The sequence below is a fragment of the Methylotuvimicrobium sp. KM1 genome, assembly GCF_044788715.1.
GTDB lineage: Bacteria > Pseudomonadota > Gammaproteobacteria > Methylococcales > Methylomonadaceae > Methylotuvimicrobium.
The window spans coordinates 3,894,460-3,908,443 of sequence record NZ_CP173170.1 but is presented as its reverse complement, the minus strand read 5'-3'; the positions used below and the strand labels follow the sequence as shown (position 1 = coordinate 3,908,443).

At 45.0% G+C, this 13,984-nt stretch carries 14 protein-coding genes and 1 pseudogene; 1 reads left to right on the top strand and 14 read right to left on the bottom strand.

What is annotated here, in order from left to right:
* Positions 1 to 112: 112 nt before the first annotated feature.
* The 10 genes from ACINK7_RS16775 to ACINK7_RS16730 all read right to left on the bottom strand — a co-directional run bounded on the left by ACINK7_RS16775 (position 113) and on the right by ACINK7_RS16730 (position 10,153).
* Positions 113 to 634 (bottom strand): NERD domain-containing protein, encoded by a 522-nt coding sequence (locus ACINK7_RS16775; protein ID WP_404357006.1) that lies wholly within the window; start codon positions 632 to 634, stop codon positions 113 to 115.
* Between the two features lie 322 nt (positions 635 to 956).
* On the bottom strand, positions 957 to 1,289 hold the full coding sequence (locus ACINK7_RS16770; RefSeq protein WP_404357004.1) for a hypothetical protein: 333 nt from the start codon (positions 1,287 to 1,289) through the stop codon (positions 957 to 959).
* Between the two features lie 22 nt (positions 1,290 to 1,311).
* Complete coding sequence (locus ACINK7_RS16765; protein ID WP_404357002.1) at positions 1,312 to 1,938, bottom strand: cold shock domain-containing protein; 627 nt, start codon at positions 1,936 to 1,938, stop codon at positions 1,312 to 1,314.
* Between the two features lie 145 nt (positions 1,939 to 2,083).
* A complete protein-coding gene (locus ACINK7_RS16760; RefSeq protein ID WP_404357000.1) occupies positions 2,084 to 3,787 on the bottom strand; it encodes an esterase/lipase family protein in 1,704 nt (567 codons plus the stop codon).
* A complete protein-coding gene (locus tag ACINK7_RS16755) occupies positions 3,784 to 4,074 on the bottom strand; it encodes a DUF6794 domain-containing protein (RefSeq protein WP_404356998.1) in 291 nt (96 codons plus the stop codon). Before ACINK7_RS16755 ends, ACINK7_RS16760 begins: the two co-directional genes overlap by 4 nt.
* 92 nt (positions 4,075 to 4,166) lie before the next feature.
* The gene (locus tag ACINK7_RS16750; protein WP_404356996.1) at positions 4,167 to 4,502 is read right to left on the bottom strand and encodes a hypothetical protein; all 336 of its coding nucleotides are present in this window, start codon (positions 4,500 to 4,502) and stop codon (positions 4,167 to 4,169) included.
* Positions 4,503 to 4,505: 3 nt separating this feature from the next.
* Positions 4,506 to 4,670, bottom strand: coding sequence for a hypothetical protein (locus tag ACINK7_RS16745; protein ID WP_404356995.1), 165 nt, complete (start codon positions 4,668 to 4,670; stop codon positions 4,506 to 4,508).
* 926 nt (positions 4,671 to 5,596) lie between these two features.
* Positions 5,597 to 6,613, bottom strand: a complete 1,017-nt coding sequence (locus ACINK7_RS16740) for an inovirus-type Gp2 protein (protein ID WP_404356993.1) — start codon at positions 6,611 to 6,613, stop codon at positions 5,597 to 5,599.
* A 476-nt stretch (positions 6,614 to 7,089) separates the two neighbouring features.
* Positions 7,090 to 7,968, bottom strand: coding sequence for a ParB/RepB/Spo0J family partition protein (locus tag ACINK7_RS16735; protein ID WP_404356992.1), 879 nt, complete (start codon positions 7,966 to 7,968; stop codon positions 7,090 to 7,092).
* A gap of 235 nt (positions 7,969 to 8,203) precedes the next feature.
* On the bottom strand, positions 8,204 to 10,153 hold the full coding sequence (locus ACINK7_RS16730) for a DUF3987 domain-containing protein (RefSeq protein WP_404356990.1): 1,950 nt from the start codon (positions 10,151 to 10,153) through the stop codon (positions 8,204 to 8,206).
* Positions 10,154 to 10,786: 633 nt separating this feature from the next.
* Here ACINK7_RS16730 and ACINK7_RS16725 point away from each other — a divergent pair.
* Entirely contained in the window at positions 10,787 to 11,644 is an 858-nt protein-coding gene (locus tag ACINK7_RS16725) for a tyrosine-type recombinase/integrase (RefSeq protein ID WP_404356989.1), read from the top strand.
* A gap of 54 nt (positions 11,645 to 11,698) precedes the next feature.
* Here the strand turns inward: ACINK7_RS16725 and ACINK7_RS16720 are convergent, their stop codons facing one another.
* The 4 genes and pseudogenes from ACINK7_RS16720 to istA form a co-directional block, all read right to left on the bottom strand.
* The gene (locus ACINK7_RS16720; RefSeq protein WP_304898736.1) at positions 11,699 to 11,890 is read right to left on the bottom strand and encodes a hypothetical protein; all 192 of its coding nucleotides are present in this window, start codon (positions 11,888 to 11,890) and stop codon (positions 11,699 to 11,701) included.
* The gene (istB, locus tag ACINK7_RS16715; RefSeq protein WP_404356987.1) at positions 11,887 to 12,645 is read right to left on the bottom strand and encodes an IS21-like element helper ATPase IstB; all 759 of its coding nucleotides are present in this window, start codon (positions 12,643 to 12,645) and stop codon (positions 11,887 to 11,889) included. The genes ACINK7_RS16720 and istB overlap by 4 nt, the downstream gene beginning before the upstream one ends.
* Positions 12,638 to 13,366, bottom strand: a complete 729-nt coding sequence (locus tag ACINK7_RS16710; protein ID WP_404361470.1) for a Mu transposase domain-containing protein — start codon at positions 13,364 to 13,366, stop codon at positions 12,638 to 12,640. Before ACINK7_RS16710 ends, istB begins: the two co-directional genes overlap by 8 nt.
* Positions 13,361 to 13,849: pseudogene (istA, locus tag ACINK7_RS16705) on the bottom strand (IS21 family transposase); the annotation flags it as partial. The pseudogene istA and the gene ACINK7_RS16710, both read right to left, overlap by 6 nt.
* Positions 13,850 to 13,984 lie beyond the last annotated feature (135 nt).

Below are 13,984 nucleotides of genomic sequence, written 5' to 3'. Positions count from 1 at the left end.
TATGGCGGAATGATCAAGCACTATGAATTAGTGGAATGCAGAAAAAAGTAGGGGCCGCGCTACTTCGATCATAATACAAAACTAAAAGTAGTTGGTAAGAGTTAATCAGTATTCATGATATTTGCCTAACTGTTCTGCATTTTGGGAATCCGGAACATCCCCAAAACTGCTTGCCCTGATTTTCGCCGTTTCGTGTAGTCCCTAGCACCATTGGTTTGCCGCATTTGGGGCATGACTTTCCATCAATCGAGCGCTGCTTTTCCTCGACGATTGTTCTTACATGCTTCACATGCTCCCTGTGCGTTTTGAGCGATGGTTTAAGCCGGCCGGATTCAATCTTGTCGCAGATTGCCATAACCTGACTATCGCTTATAACTGGTTGCTTTTTGCTTTTGATAAACCGAATATAGCCATCTGAATAGACCACATTGTCCTGCATCGGCGTTTTAAATGTGCTGTCGCCGACAATGACAACCACTGAAAACACTTTACCAGGATCGAGCGCTAGCGCCGATTGCAGCGTCTGAGTGTGTTTGTAATTTTGATGCAGAGGATTCTGGAATTTGCTGGTATGCCGGTAAATCTTTTGGGTCCAAGTTTTTTGCTGAGGGCTCCCGAATATCCAGCCTTTCATGTTCTTTGTTTCGATGACGAATACGCCATAACGGGATACGATGACGCGATCGATCTACGTGGTGCCTTCTTCGGTCGTCAGGGACACGTTCTTAAATAGCCGGTATAGCCGGTAGACTGGTAGACATTTTGTCGAGAAAGAAGTTGGCCGCCAAGTTAACTTGGAATTCCCCCAACACGCCTTTCATCAATGGCGATTTCAAGAAGGCGAGCATGAGCAGTAAGGGAATCAGCCACCAATAGGTGCTTATTAACAGGCTGTTGAAAAATGCAAATCGGTGGAAAAACTATTGAATGTTCTCATTTCGCGATTTTTTTCTGTATCAATTTGTCGGTATCGGGCGTTCGTTAAGAACAACCTTATTGCCGTTAGCGTCAAAACGGACAAATTCTTGGCGGCCATTGCGGCAACGCATGTAAGTGTTGTTCAGAACGCCGCCGGCCTTGGCGATGCATTCCTCCTTACTGCCGGGCTCGATCGTAATCCAGTGCGGTTGTTGCTTGGCCATGCTGCTGCCGATTTCTTCGCCAACTCCGGTACCGAACTTGCCAATGAGACCGCCCAGCTCTTTCAAGAAGGATTCTTCTGCATATGCAAGCGACGAGGTCGAAAGTAAAACATAAGCCATAAAAATATTCCGGGTCTTTCTTTTCATAATATCTGCATCAATAATTTGATTATCGGTTAAATTGTCGTTCGCAAGGAATGCCGTCTCCATCACCATCCATTTGAGTATTCGGGCAATTATGGAGGTAAAAGTACGCTTCTTCGTATGAAGTCATTTGGGAGCAATGCTCCTTACCCTGGCATTGGAACCGTTGAGTATCCGCCTCCCGTTGGTATTCGACGGGATCGTTTTCCAGGGATTCGTATTCAATGGGAATAGGTTCTGCCGGCACTGAGAAGTCATGACGCTTTGAAGCTTCCTTGTAGGCAACGGCAGCAATCCCGATGACAATAAGTATAGGGAATGGGTTGAAGCGCTTTTGCGGCTTGCTGAAGTTCGCCGGCGTTCTGTGCGGCTTTACTCTGGACAAGGAAGGCTTGGAAATCTTACGTTCTTCAAATGCGGCCAAGGTCAAAGCCTGGCTGACGCCTTCGATTTTGGCATCGATCGCGCGGGTCTTGCCGCTTTTGTCAAAGCCGATCCGGTAATGAATGACATCGCCAATGACAGGCTTTCGGCTCATGCCCTTTAATGCCGAAATGTGGATGAAAATATCCGGGTCGCCATTATCTTGTTTTATAAAACCGAACCCCTTGTCATCAAGCCATCGAACCAGCGTCCCTTTGTTAGTCGTCATCCTGCAGTCTTCTCCACAAATTTAGAATTATCACATCCGATGCATCAACCGGGTGAGACATGCCGCACGAAGCCAGCAATTCGCTCCCGGATTCGTGCAGTCCAAACGCATTCCGGACCGTCTCATCCAGTTACGGTTTTAGTCGCTAAACCTTGGTCAAAACTATCAAAATACCGGCTACATACAACGCGCTCAGAACCACATCACGCCATTGCTGCGCACTTAAGTCAGGCCAAAATTGACGCCCGGTTAGATACAGCAGGTAGATTATGCCTAACCATAGTAATGGTGCGACTTTGCCGATAGCGCTGATCAAAAAAGACGGGGTGTTTTGTTTGATTGACCCAGGCGGATCGACGGGTTTCCCTTCAATCACAAAATCGGCAATTGCATCCCAGTTATCCTCGTGCAATGCTGCACTATGAGCGCCTTTAACATATTGAATTTGGTTGACCTGACCAGATTGAAAGCCTCTATGACCAGCCCCGCCCAAGTCCTGCCAATTTAGCATCTGCATAGCGTTAGGAAAGCAAGCAACCACCCAGTCACCAGATGCGACGTAGTTCAGTACCTTTTTCACCCTACCTTGCGTGAGAAGTTCCGCCCAAGCGTAATCGGTTCTAACTACACTGCCAGCCAAAACCACATGTTTGAATTGGCAGCAAGGGTATTCCTTCAGTGCCTTTGTTAATAAATACGTGCCATGGCTGTGGCCTACATAGGAAAAGTGTGCATTTGGGTATTGTGCTAAACCCTCCGCATATTGGTCCATCAACCATTCAACTTTCTCACGCCGCCGCCAAGGAAATAGAAAAGACAGCATTGGGAAATAACCGTAGCTGGAAGTTTCAGTTTCGAAAATACGCTGATGTTTTTTGCCTCGTTGCTTAACCCGACGAGCGATCTTATGCGTCCAGTAGCCCGGATCGCGTATGCCGTGAATAACAAAAATCAAATCGGTGACATCTTCGCGTTTCCCCAATAAATTCTCATCTTGTGGCAACTGATTGTAGTCTTGTTTCAAGATATGTTCACTGCCTAACAGCGCGGCGCGAAATTTGTACTTGCGGTCTTTTGCTTCCTGGCTGTCATCCATCTCGATAATATTGCTGTGGTTGGTTTTAGTCACATCAAGATAAATAAAGTCTCGTCCACTAACCAAGTCTATATTATCTTCGGGGCTGACCAAATCATCGATAGATCCTAATAGCTGAACTGTCAAAGCGTTGCCGACACCTCTGCGTTCTGCTGCGTGTCTCATGCTTAGCCACTGAATACGAAGATTAGTCACAAACGGCGAACCGCGCCGGATACGCATGATGATGGGAACTTTAAACCAAAAGCCGCTTAAACCTACTCCTATGCTATAAAGAAGGGCCTTAGTCAGCGACATATGATGCGATATACTCCAGCCTCGATTCATGCCAGCCAGCAAAACAATCCTTTCCACGTTAGCTGCCCAAGGGCGAGCGGTTTTTTGCTTGATACCGGGCTCGAATGGGGCATTGTCTGTTTCTCCACAAGCGTAGACATACAGCTTCCTACCCAGCAATGCGCCAAAACTATGGCCAACAATAACGATACTGTCGTAAGCATTGCCGTATTTTTCAATTCGAGCCGCCCATAAAGCGTCGATCTGTTCGAGCAATTGATTACATACATCTATCGGGTCGGTACATGACCACTGTCTAAGTGGCAATTCCGGTATAAAAAAGTTTGCGTTGCTGATGCCGTAACTTTCTGTCACCACATTCTTAACATGCTTCATGCTTTCGGCAGTACCCATAAAGCCATGAAGCAACACCACTAGCTTTGTGGCATTAGCGTAGTCAATTGTTGATTTACTCATGCTTGTAACGCTCGCCATAACTCCAAAATAATCACCCCCGATGCATCAACCGGGTGAGTAGCGCCGCACGAAGACAACAATTTGCTCCCGGATTCGTGCAGGCCGAACGCATTCCGGATCGCCAAGCCAAGGCCGAAGTTCAGATCGATGAGTTCGTCTTCCGGCATCATCGCAATCATCAGCTTTTCCTCGCCGCTCAGTATTTCCATCAGTCGCTCGATGGCCTCCCCGACTATCATCGGGGGCTCAAAACTATGATCCAAAAGCGTTGTCCAATTTTTGGTCAAAACACGTCACCCCTTATTATTCATGGCTTGTAAAGCCAATATGACGAGTTAATGACAAGGTTATCCACAGATTTTGTGGATAATTGGGTCAGTCATTTGTCGTTCATCAGTTTACTAATGATAGCCTGGTATTTCTTTTCGTTGGCGAAACTGGCGAAGCCCATCACGACCGCAAGCCCGAGCAAGACAATAACTGTCAGCGTCATCCTCGGCAAGAGCACTGCCGACATTTCCATCATGCCGGCATCGGTCTTGCCGGACTCCAGGCGATCAATGACGTAATAAGGGTTGGCCAGATAAGGCGAGTAGTTCCATAGCCAAATGGAAAGAGCCGCCAAAGACGCCAACAGCAAGCCGGCGCCAATTGGCCAGTACCGCGTAAGGCGTCGTCGTTTCTCGATAAAATCCCGCTCCTGTGGGGTTAGCATCGGTCAGCGCATCAACGCGGCGAGAAATGTTGAAACGAATGAGCCGATAAAGACCAGAATGATAATCGCCGGTATCGAGGCAATCGCCCATTTGACCATGAAAAACACCATCGACATAAACGGCATTTGAATGTCGGTGACTATCACTTCGCGCTTATCGTCGTTCATTTTCACCCACGTTGTTCAGATAGAGTAGGCCATACCGGACCATATTTTTGGTGTCGGGCGGGGCTATGTCGATTTTCAGGCGCTTTAACGCTTCGCTGATGACATCGGCATAGCCGGCTTTATCGTTGCCGGATCCTAATTGTGCGAATAAATTTCAATGTTAGCCGGTGCCCAGGGTTTTGACAATTTTGTTAGCTCCTGGGATTTAGTTCAATGATAGGTAAAATCCCTTTCGGTTCCTGTTTCAATGAGACAACGATAATTGCCGGCGAGGGATAGCTATATCCAATAATAATCGATGTGTAGAAAGATCAATATCAACACTTTGCTTCCAAATGCCAGAAACCGCCGACTTGATGTCTTCACTTCCAAGGCTTACATTCAAACAACTGAATAATTTGCTTCTCTTCCTGACCTTCCTGTTTCCGGGGAGTCTTGGATTTCACAGTTCTTTGACGTTCCGAACTATACTCCAGCTTCCACACGTAACCTTTCAAGTGCTTGAATAAGGCATTGGATCTGCTGTTGTTAAGGAAATGCCGAAAGTCATCGTTAGCTTCCCGATATTTGCTCAAGATTTCCGAGTCCTTGGTGATGGTGTTTCCCATATGATAAGCAAAATCAACTCTTAATACTAACAACCGATCATGTCGAGCAAAGAGCGAGTTGATGTTCTAAAAACCAGCCCTAAGTTTTTAAAGAAAGCATTGATGTATGGATTCAGAAGTGGACATTAATAATCCCTCACGGTGGTGTAGAGTGCGTCTATTAAGGCATAAGCCTTACTTGTACCACACTCTTTTCTTAATCAATGACGGTGTATAGAGGATTGCTGTATTGGTCGATGTCCGATCTTTTTAGTAATTCAGAAGCACCGTTGGCACCCATAAGATGAATGCTGCCAACGGTGATCCAAAAGCCACTACTTACGCGGATCTAGGTCTTCCTATATGATCGGTTTTAGGCGGTCGAATCTCACCACGACCGAAGGTTCTTCCGTTATCAGGGGTCAGCATACGAACATAATGATCGACTTTAACCAAGTAGGAAGCCGCTTGTTTCAGATAGTTGATTTTTTCAACATCACTGTAATGAATCGCACCAATACCGCATTGAGAATACGCATACTTATGGTGGTTACAGTTCCAGTAACTACCACACGATTTCGTAAGGGATTCCCAATATTGACCAATCTCCCTCGCCAGATACACATCGTCTCTGACCTTAGATCCATCGAAAAAGAAGAAGACATGATAATGAAAACCTCTTTCTGGTCCATATTCCAGCGACCATATATAACCGACCATAGGATCAAACAGACTGTTCATCTTGGCGTTGTTTAACAGATGCTTTAGGTCATGTTTTGCTTGCCAGTATCTGGTTGAAATATCGCTGTGACTTTGTATAGCATGACCTTCGTGATAGTGTAAGTCTAACCGTATCACTTGCAAGCGTGAGTAATGCTCAAATAACGAATCGATGTAACGGATCATGCCGTTATGATTTTTCTTTGCTGAACGATGAGCGTTATAGATCAGTTTTTTAAACTCAACACTCCCCGCCATTCCAAGAATCTGGTTAACACTCGTTTTCATACGTGTGATAAGATCTGACATCACTCTGTTGTAGACATTGACCTGATAGAGATCGCTCTGTTTTCCCAATGATCGATGCTGTTCAATCGCGGCGGGTAGATTACAATCCAGTGCAGTCTTAACGAAAATACTCACATAGGGATGAAAGTCGTGTATTGGGAATTGTTTCAATACCTCGAACAAACACTGTTCAACCGTTTGTTCGATAGCGACCGCAAGTTCTGTAGGCTTCACTTGAAGTATCCCATTACCCTGATCTGTGACGATGTAGAGTGGATCTTTTGGTTGATTGATGATGGTTTGAGTGACGTGTTCTATTTGGAAGAGTTGGTTGCTTAATGAGTTCATAATAAAACCTCTTAGATGAATGATTTAGTTATGAACCTGCGCTGGCTTGATATTGATTCGATGGATTGTTTGAGCAATCCATCTTTCCTAAAAACTAGTAATAGTATGAGAGAGTGCTAAGTCTGCTTCAGTTGGATGTATGAGTAGATCAATGGGTATCGAGAGGGGGTTTAAGACGTAGAGATATGTGGGTTAATAAGAGCATGAAAGTGGCTATTAATTAATAATATATAATACAAAACTATCTTGCCTTAAAAATCCCTAACGTTCTTTGAGAATAATACTCATCAGATACTTGAGCGCTAGCAAAAATAAAATCCGTTTTTTATACCGAGTTAGTGCAGGTCCATAGTATATACAAGCTTTTGTTTTTAACTTGAGTATCGTCACCCGTCTTACAACCAGAATGAATACGCTATAAGAACGTAGCTACACCTTCATGCATCACTAATGGAATGAATCACTCGAATGGTGTCTCAACTTGCGACACTTCCGGATTGTTCATTGAGGAGTTTCCGGATGAAATTAAGAATTTGTTCCCGTTGATGCTCATTAACCCCGGCAACATTCAAATGAACTGTCCAGTAGTTTTCTGTCTGGTTTACTCGTCCAAGCTGGCTGCCATTTTCATTCAGAAGTACGTTTTCAGTGGCAGCTTGATTTAGCCCATAGACTTCCTTGAGTGCTTTAATAATAAACCGAGTAATATGGGTTTGCTGGAGCTTGCCAGCCTTGAGCCACTCCCACGCTGTTTCTAAAGATGCAAGCGCTACGCTGGAATTTTGATGAGCAACTAATAATGTTTTAATCTGTTCTGCGGCAGAACGGGATAGTAATTTTGGGTCATGATTCAGGTCGTTTAAGATGAAATCGGGTAGGCTGTCGAAAGCCAAATAGCGGTACATATCGGTGCGATTTATGCCAATAATTGCGGCGAGGACTTTTTTGTTTGGGTAATTATCCTCAATGCTGCGAATCGCTTTACCAATTTCATAATCGGTTAAATCTTCTCGGGCTATATTTTCTGCCAAGGCATAAATCGCTCGGCTCTGGTCATCTACTGTCCTCACTATCGCTTCGATATGTTGCTTATTCAAAATACGATAAGCTCGCCATCGCCGTTCGCCTGCGATGAGTTGAAAACGGTCCGCATTTTTTTGAACATTGATGGGTTGAAGTAAGCCTTTTTCTCGGATTGACTCTACGAGACTCTCCAATGATTCTTCGGAAAAAAGGCGGCGTGGTTGATCAGGATTCGGATCGATCAGCTTCACATCAATCAGGCAATAGTATCCGTCGAGGGCAATCTTGGATTCAAGATTTGAAATGAATTTATTGGGGTCTATATTCAGCATGTTTTGAAAAGTAATAATGGGTTGCTATGTGCGGCTCATTAGGCTAAGTTCGCCGGAATGAGTCGCTCTGCTGCCGAGATTGGCTAGGCAGCCAAAGCGATTAAGCCGCTGCTCCTAGAAAGGCCAAACGGACCCTAGCGAAAGGGAAGAATTTTTAACGCCGTTTTTTATAAAACGCAGTTTTACCTAGGTTACCTAGGTTTTTTGGCATTTTTGCTGATGCAATGTCATTTTTTTACCGGCAATTAGGGTCATATTTGACAGGGTTTTTAAAATAATTACCGTTGGCGTCTATCAGGAGTATGTGGTGTTGGACAAGATAATCAAGCGCCTGCTGAATGGCCTTCCTGGGCTGTTCCATGTCCTTAAAAGGTTTAACTTGATGCAACCGTTTTTTAAGTTCTTGTTGTGTGAATGCTGCGTTCTCGCTCTTGCCAATAAATACGTTGTAGACAGCGTTCAGTTGCGGCACGTCACTGATTAGTCCTTTGCGTTCACAATAACCTCTCACGCCGATTATGAGCTGGTTGAAAATTTTAATTGCTATTACAACAAACTCATCGGGTATGAATGGATCATCCGATGCACTGGTAGGCGGATTTTCTGTATGAAGTAGATACAAATTCGCAGCAATACCCATTACCTGCATTTTGGTTTTTCCGATTACTCGCTGCAATATGGGATGCGAAAATTCAGCGCCAGGCCGCATCTTATATTCTAATTCCTGTTCGAAGTTTGCAATATGTCGCCAACCGTCGTCAGATATCCTCAAAGTAATTAGCAAATCGTGACTTAATGCGTTTTCGTCATCGATATAGATTTTAAAAAACTCACACCTTTTTGCGTACTGTTCAAGAATATGGTTACCATTTATTTTGTCGGTAATTCTGTCGCGGTAACCTATGGATGATGGCTCGCTAATCATAAAAAATCGTTCAGCTAAACCAGTTTCGCAACTAGCGGCTAATAATTTCCCAATTAGACCCTCTTGAGCAAAGCAGGCGATAGCGCCACGGACTGGACCACTGTAGGATTTACGATTAAGATGCTTATTGTTCACGTCACCACCTTCGCGTCCATTAAGAAGCAAATCATCATTATTGTATTTGGAGCCATTACGCAGCCCTAAAATTGAATTAAAAAATCCTTGTTCTGACGTGGCAACAAAAAAGAATCCACCAGTAGTGGTTAACATCGCATCCAATGCTGCAGACGTGGCAGTGGTTATAGACATCAAGTTTTGCAATCTATTAAGCTTTTTATAGAGCTTTTTAACCAAATTCTTCGTTTCTGCTATCTGTTTCTTGTTGTATGCCCTGTCTTCTTTCGTTGTGCATCCCGCAAGCGATTCGTTCAATTTGTCTAATTTCTTTTCTTGTTCTTGAATGCTCGATTTGATTTCAGAAATCTTTGATTCGATCATATTTTTGAACGGTTCAAGTAGTATTGAAAGGGCGAGTGATTTACTTGTACCAGAACTTTGCTCCAAAACTGCATACAAACCAATAGAAACAGTACGTCCATCTTTATAAGAACATTTGAAGCGTTTACTGGTCAGTCCACTAAATACACTCAAAGTCAGCATAATATTTGTGCCGTTAGAGATGTCCGTTTTGTGGCTAATATATTGAGGTAATTTACAAGACAACGAATCTTTATCGTGAAGACAATCTTCCAGCTTTAAATATTGCTTTGGTATCGAATTATCCAAAACAAAATCAATATCCAAAGTCGGTTTTGGATAGCCTTGAAAAGTAGGAGGTGTAGGAGGTGGCGGTGGTTGGTAAGGCCACCCTTGACACTGTTGACTTTGCTGATATTGAGAAGGTAGTTGCCGAATTTGTGGTTGAGCTATATTAATTCGCTGATCATATTCCCAATTAAGTGCATTTGTTGCATTTCCAGCGTGGTAGAAATAAACGTAAACGTCAAACGAATTTTCAAGCACAACGCCATTGGAAATGTAGATGTCAATTAAACCATTTTGGCAGTTCAATTGGACGTCGAGTCTCACACTATTAGAATCGTAATAAAGCGAATATAGGATACGATCTATAAACTCAAATTTTACTGCATTGATGTCTTCCACGAATCTCGCACCTCTAAGCAGTAAATGGAGATCGTATATACTGTTGAATTTTTCAATTTTCTCACCATAGCTACGGTCTACTTGTTTTTCGTACATAACTATTTCCCCAAGAATATTACGACGAGGCGTGTATTACCGAATATATTCTGAAAAAATTTATCAGATGCCGCTTGAACTGGCCTGAACGATGAGGATTGCCCGTAAGTACTTGACCCTGAAGTTTGATTCTTGTCGATAGATTGAAGGTTCATTTTTTGTCCTTTCAGTATTGTTGAATAACTGCTTCGAAATGAAAGCAGCAATAAAATTACAAATTTGTACTGAAAGGCCAATGACCGGTTGCTTAATTGCAATCGGGTATTGATTTGTTATTATTAACGTGGTAAGCAGGATTGATGTTTACCGGAGAGTTGACCTTGGCTATATATTTCCTTCAGGTCAGAACGGGAAGGAAAAAAGCTTTCGGTCATTTGTTCAGTTCGATCTCAATGGTGGGTAAAATCTGGGTAAATTGGATATGCAAGGATGTGCACAAATAGACAAAGCAACGTGAGAGCCATTTGTTTTAGTTAAATCAAATCAATGACTTAAAAATTAATATAGCACTTTTAATGCGATGGTCGTGCGTTCGAATCGCACACGACCCACCAAATTTCCTTTCAGGAATCAAAGGTTTAAAAGGATTTTAAACTTTAGTAACTGTGTACTAAACAGGCGACTACAGTAGTCTTGTTTTTTCTCTTTAAAGAGGAAGCACAGATGCTAAATTTCCACATCCGCAAAATCATTCTTAAAAATGGCGATACACGTTATCGCGCAATCATTACCAAATCTGGTAAAGATATCAAATCCAAAACCTTTAGACGTAAAGCCGATGCTAAGACATGGGGAACCAGAACTATCTTAGATCATCAGGAAAACGAGGCTAAAGGCATTACGCCCTGTGCAGTGACTTTCAGTCGATTAGCCGATGAATATATGCAATGGTGGACAGGCAAGGATCATGATCGTGCACGTCTTGTTTTATGGTGGGAGCAAAGCTTAGGCAAAATCCTGCTTTCAGATATCACACCGGAACTTATTCGGGGCGCTCTCAAGGCAAAAAAATCATTAGCTCCGGCAACGTACAATAAACACCTCGCCGTTCTTTCAGCGATTCTGGACTATGCGACATTGCAACAGGAGGATGACAGTGTCTTGGAGCAATACATCGAGGAAAACCCCTGCAAACGTGTCCGTTCATTAAGGGTCGATAATAAAATTGTCAGATATTTATCCGATGAGGAAAAACCTCGCTTACTCAAAGCGGCAAAAAACATTGGCGGCAAGTTTTATCTGAAGGTCGTGATGGCCTTAACCACTGGCATGCGAAAGGGCGAACTGGAGGGATTGCGCTGGAAAGATATCGACTTTGATAATGGCTTGGCTCTCTTGTCCGATACCAAAAACGGAGCGCCACGACACACGCCCATTCCGAGCGTGACTATGGACGAACTAAAAAAGTATCGGGAAATCGGGAACGGTTTATTGTTTCCTTCAAGTACTGTTAACGCCGACCTAAACCCGCAACTATTTGCCGCAGGATAAATACCAAAAATAACGGCGGACGGCACATTTTAAAAGCATTAAAAAAACGACCTGCTAAAACGGGATCTCATCATTGAAATCGCACTCCTCATGTTCCGCCTGTTGTTCATCCTGTATTGTTTTGTACATGTCCAGGATATCCTCACCATAACGTTGCCAAATGGCTTCTTTCAAATCATCGAGGAACTGATAGACGCAATCGGCCTCTTCCGGTGTCCAATGGGTAGTGATTTTCAGTATTTTCATTTGGCGCCCCCTTGTTGTCTGCTGCGTCGTTCCGTCGCCTGTTCTTTGGCCTCTTTCATGCGATACGATTTTCCCTCGATCGCGATGATTTCACTATGATGAACCAGCCGGTCAATCAGGGAGACGACACAAGCGGCATTGGGAAAGACTTCGTTCCATTCGGCGAACGGTCGATTGGTGGTGACCAGCGTTGAACGTTGTTCATATCGTTGATTGACGATTTCAAACAGCAGATCCGCGTGGCGGTTGCTGTAGGAGAGATAGCCGACTTCATCGATGATTAACAAAGCCGGTTTGGCGTAGTGCTTGATTCTTCGCCGCAGGGCGTTGTCACTGTCCAGGGCGGCCAGGTCATTGAGCATGTTGGCGGTCGTTGTGAACAAGACGGTATGGCCGTGCATCACCGCTTGATAGCCCAGGTTTTGCGCCAGGGTTGATTTGCCCACGCCGTTTCCGCCCAGTAGGATGATATTATTGGCCCCGGTTAAAAAATCCAATTGCATTAACGCGTGTATGGCGTGTTGATCGATTTTATCCGGCCACTGCCAATCAAATTCGGTTAAGGGTTTAAAGCGCCCCAGTTTGGCGTGGCTTAAACGGCGCTCCAGTGAACGTTGTTTTCGCTCTTGCCGTTCCCAGTTTAATAGGGTTTCCAGCCAGGGATACTGTGCTGGCGTCAGTTCATGCCAATGCGCCTGCACACCATGAAGCTTGAGCTCAATCGCTTGTTGCTTGAGTTGTTCGGCATCAATCATGGTTTTCCCCCCTTTTTATCGTTGTTATAGCGTTCTTTGGTTCTGGCTCTTGCTCTGACGCTTTCTTTTGCTCCTTCTCCTGCTCTTGTTCGCTGTCATTGACGGGGCCGTCCTCGTGACTGGTATTGAGTTGGTCATACTCAGCCAGGTTGACCGCTTTGATGTGGTACGGCTTGACTTTATCGGGCACCGCGACGGCCAGGGGCGGCGGCTGCCGTTTTTCATCACGCCGGCGTTCCAGGATTTGCTGCACCGCTTGCGGGTAGGGCGATTGCTGTTTGAGCGCTTCTTCGAGCGCGCTGTGCCATTCGTCCCGGCCATAGTCATCCAATAGCTGATTGAGTAACCGGACCGTAGTTTTTAACACATGGCCCCGTTGGATGGACTGCTGTAGGAAGAGAGGAGTATGCGCGGAAGCGGCGCTTAAGCGGTCTTGCCCCCGGTGCTGCTTGGCGTTGGTTTTTTGCAGCCATAAGGAATTGATATGGCTTTCATCTTCGATTTGCTTAGCCTTATCGAAACTGCGTCGATGTTCGGCAATCACCTGTTCGCCATCCAGGATGCATAGCCGCTTAAGATCGGCGATCACCGTCAGCGGTTTTTGTACGTGCTGATGCGGAATCGAGTAATCATTCCAGTCAAAGCGGATATAAGGCGTCTTTCGGGCCGAGACCTGTGTCCTTTCACGGGTATCAAACGGGTTGTCCGGCAGAGTGAGCAAACTCGGCTGTTCCTGATGAAAAGCCTCCTGCACCGTCAGCTCGGTATGTTCCGGGCAGCGCCGCTCGCCGCTAACGCCTTGACACCATTGATCGGCCTGTTGATTCAGCTCGTCGAGTGTTTGAAAATGCCGCGCGGCAAAAAAGTTATCCCGGATATAACGAATCGCCCGCTCCACACGGCCTTTTTCATTGCCGCGCGCGACAGCGACCGGGCGTGGCTCAAAGCGATAATGCGCGGATAAGGCCAGTAACGTGGGATGAAAACGGATGGCGTCGCCTTGGCGTTCCAGCACGGCCGACTTGAGATTGTCATAGAGCAGCACCTTGGGTAAACCGTTCCAGGCTTCGAACGCCGCCACATGGCCGCGTAGAAAGTTCTCCATTTGTTGAGAGAGGTAAAACTGCAAATAGATGTGCCGCGACCAACTCAACACCATCACAAACGCCATTAACGGTCGTTTGGCTTTGCCGATTTGAATCGAACCAAAGTGTCCCCACTATGCGGAGTTCCGGACTATGCCGAGAAAATGTAGAGTAGGCTTGCCCGCGCAGATATCTCGGTTCTACGACTCGGCATAGTATGACTCCTTCCATAAGCCTGTAAATTGAAAGGAGAG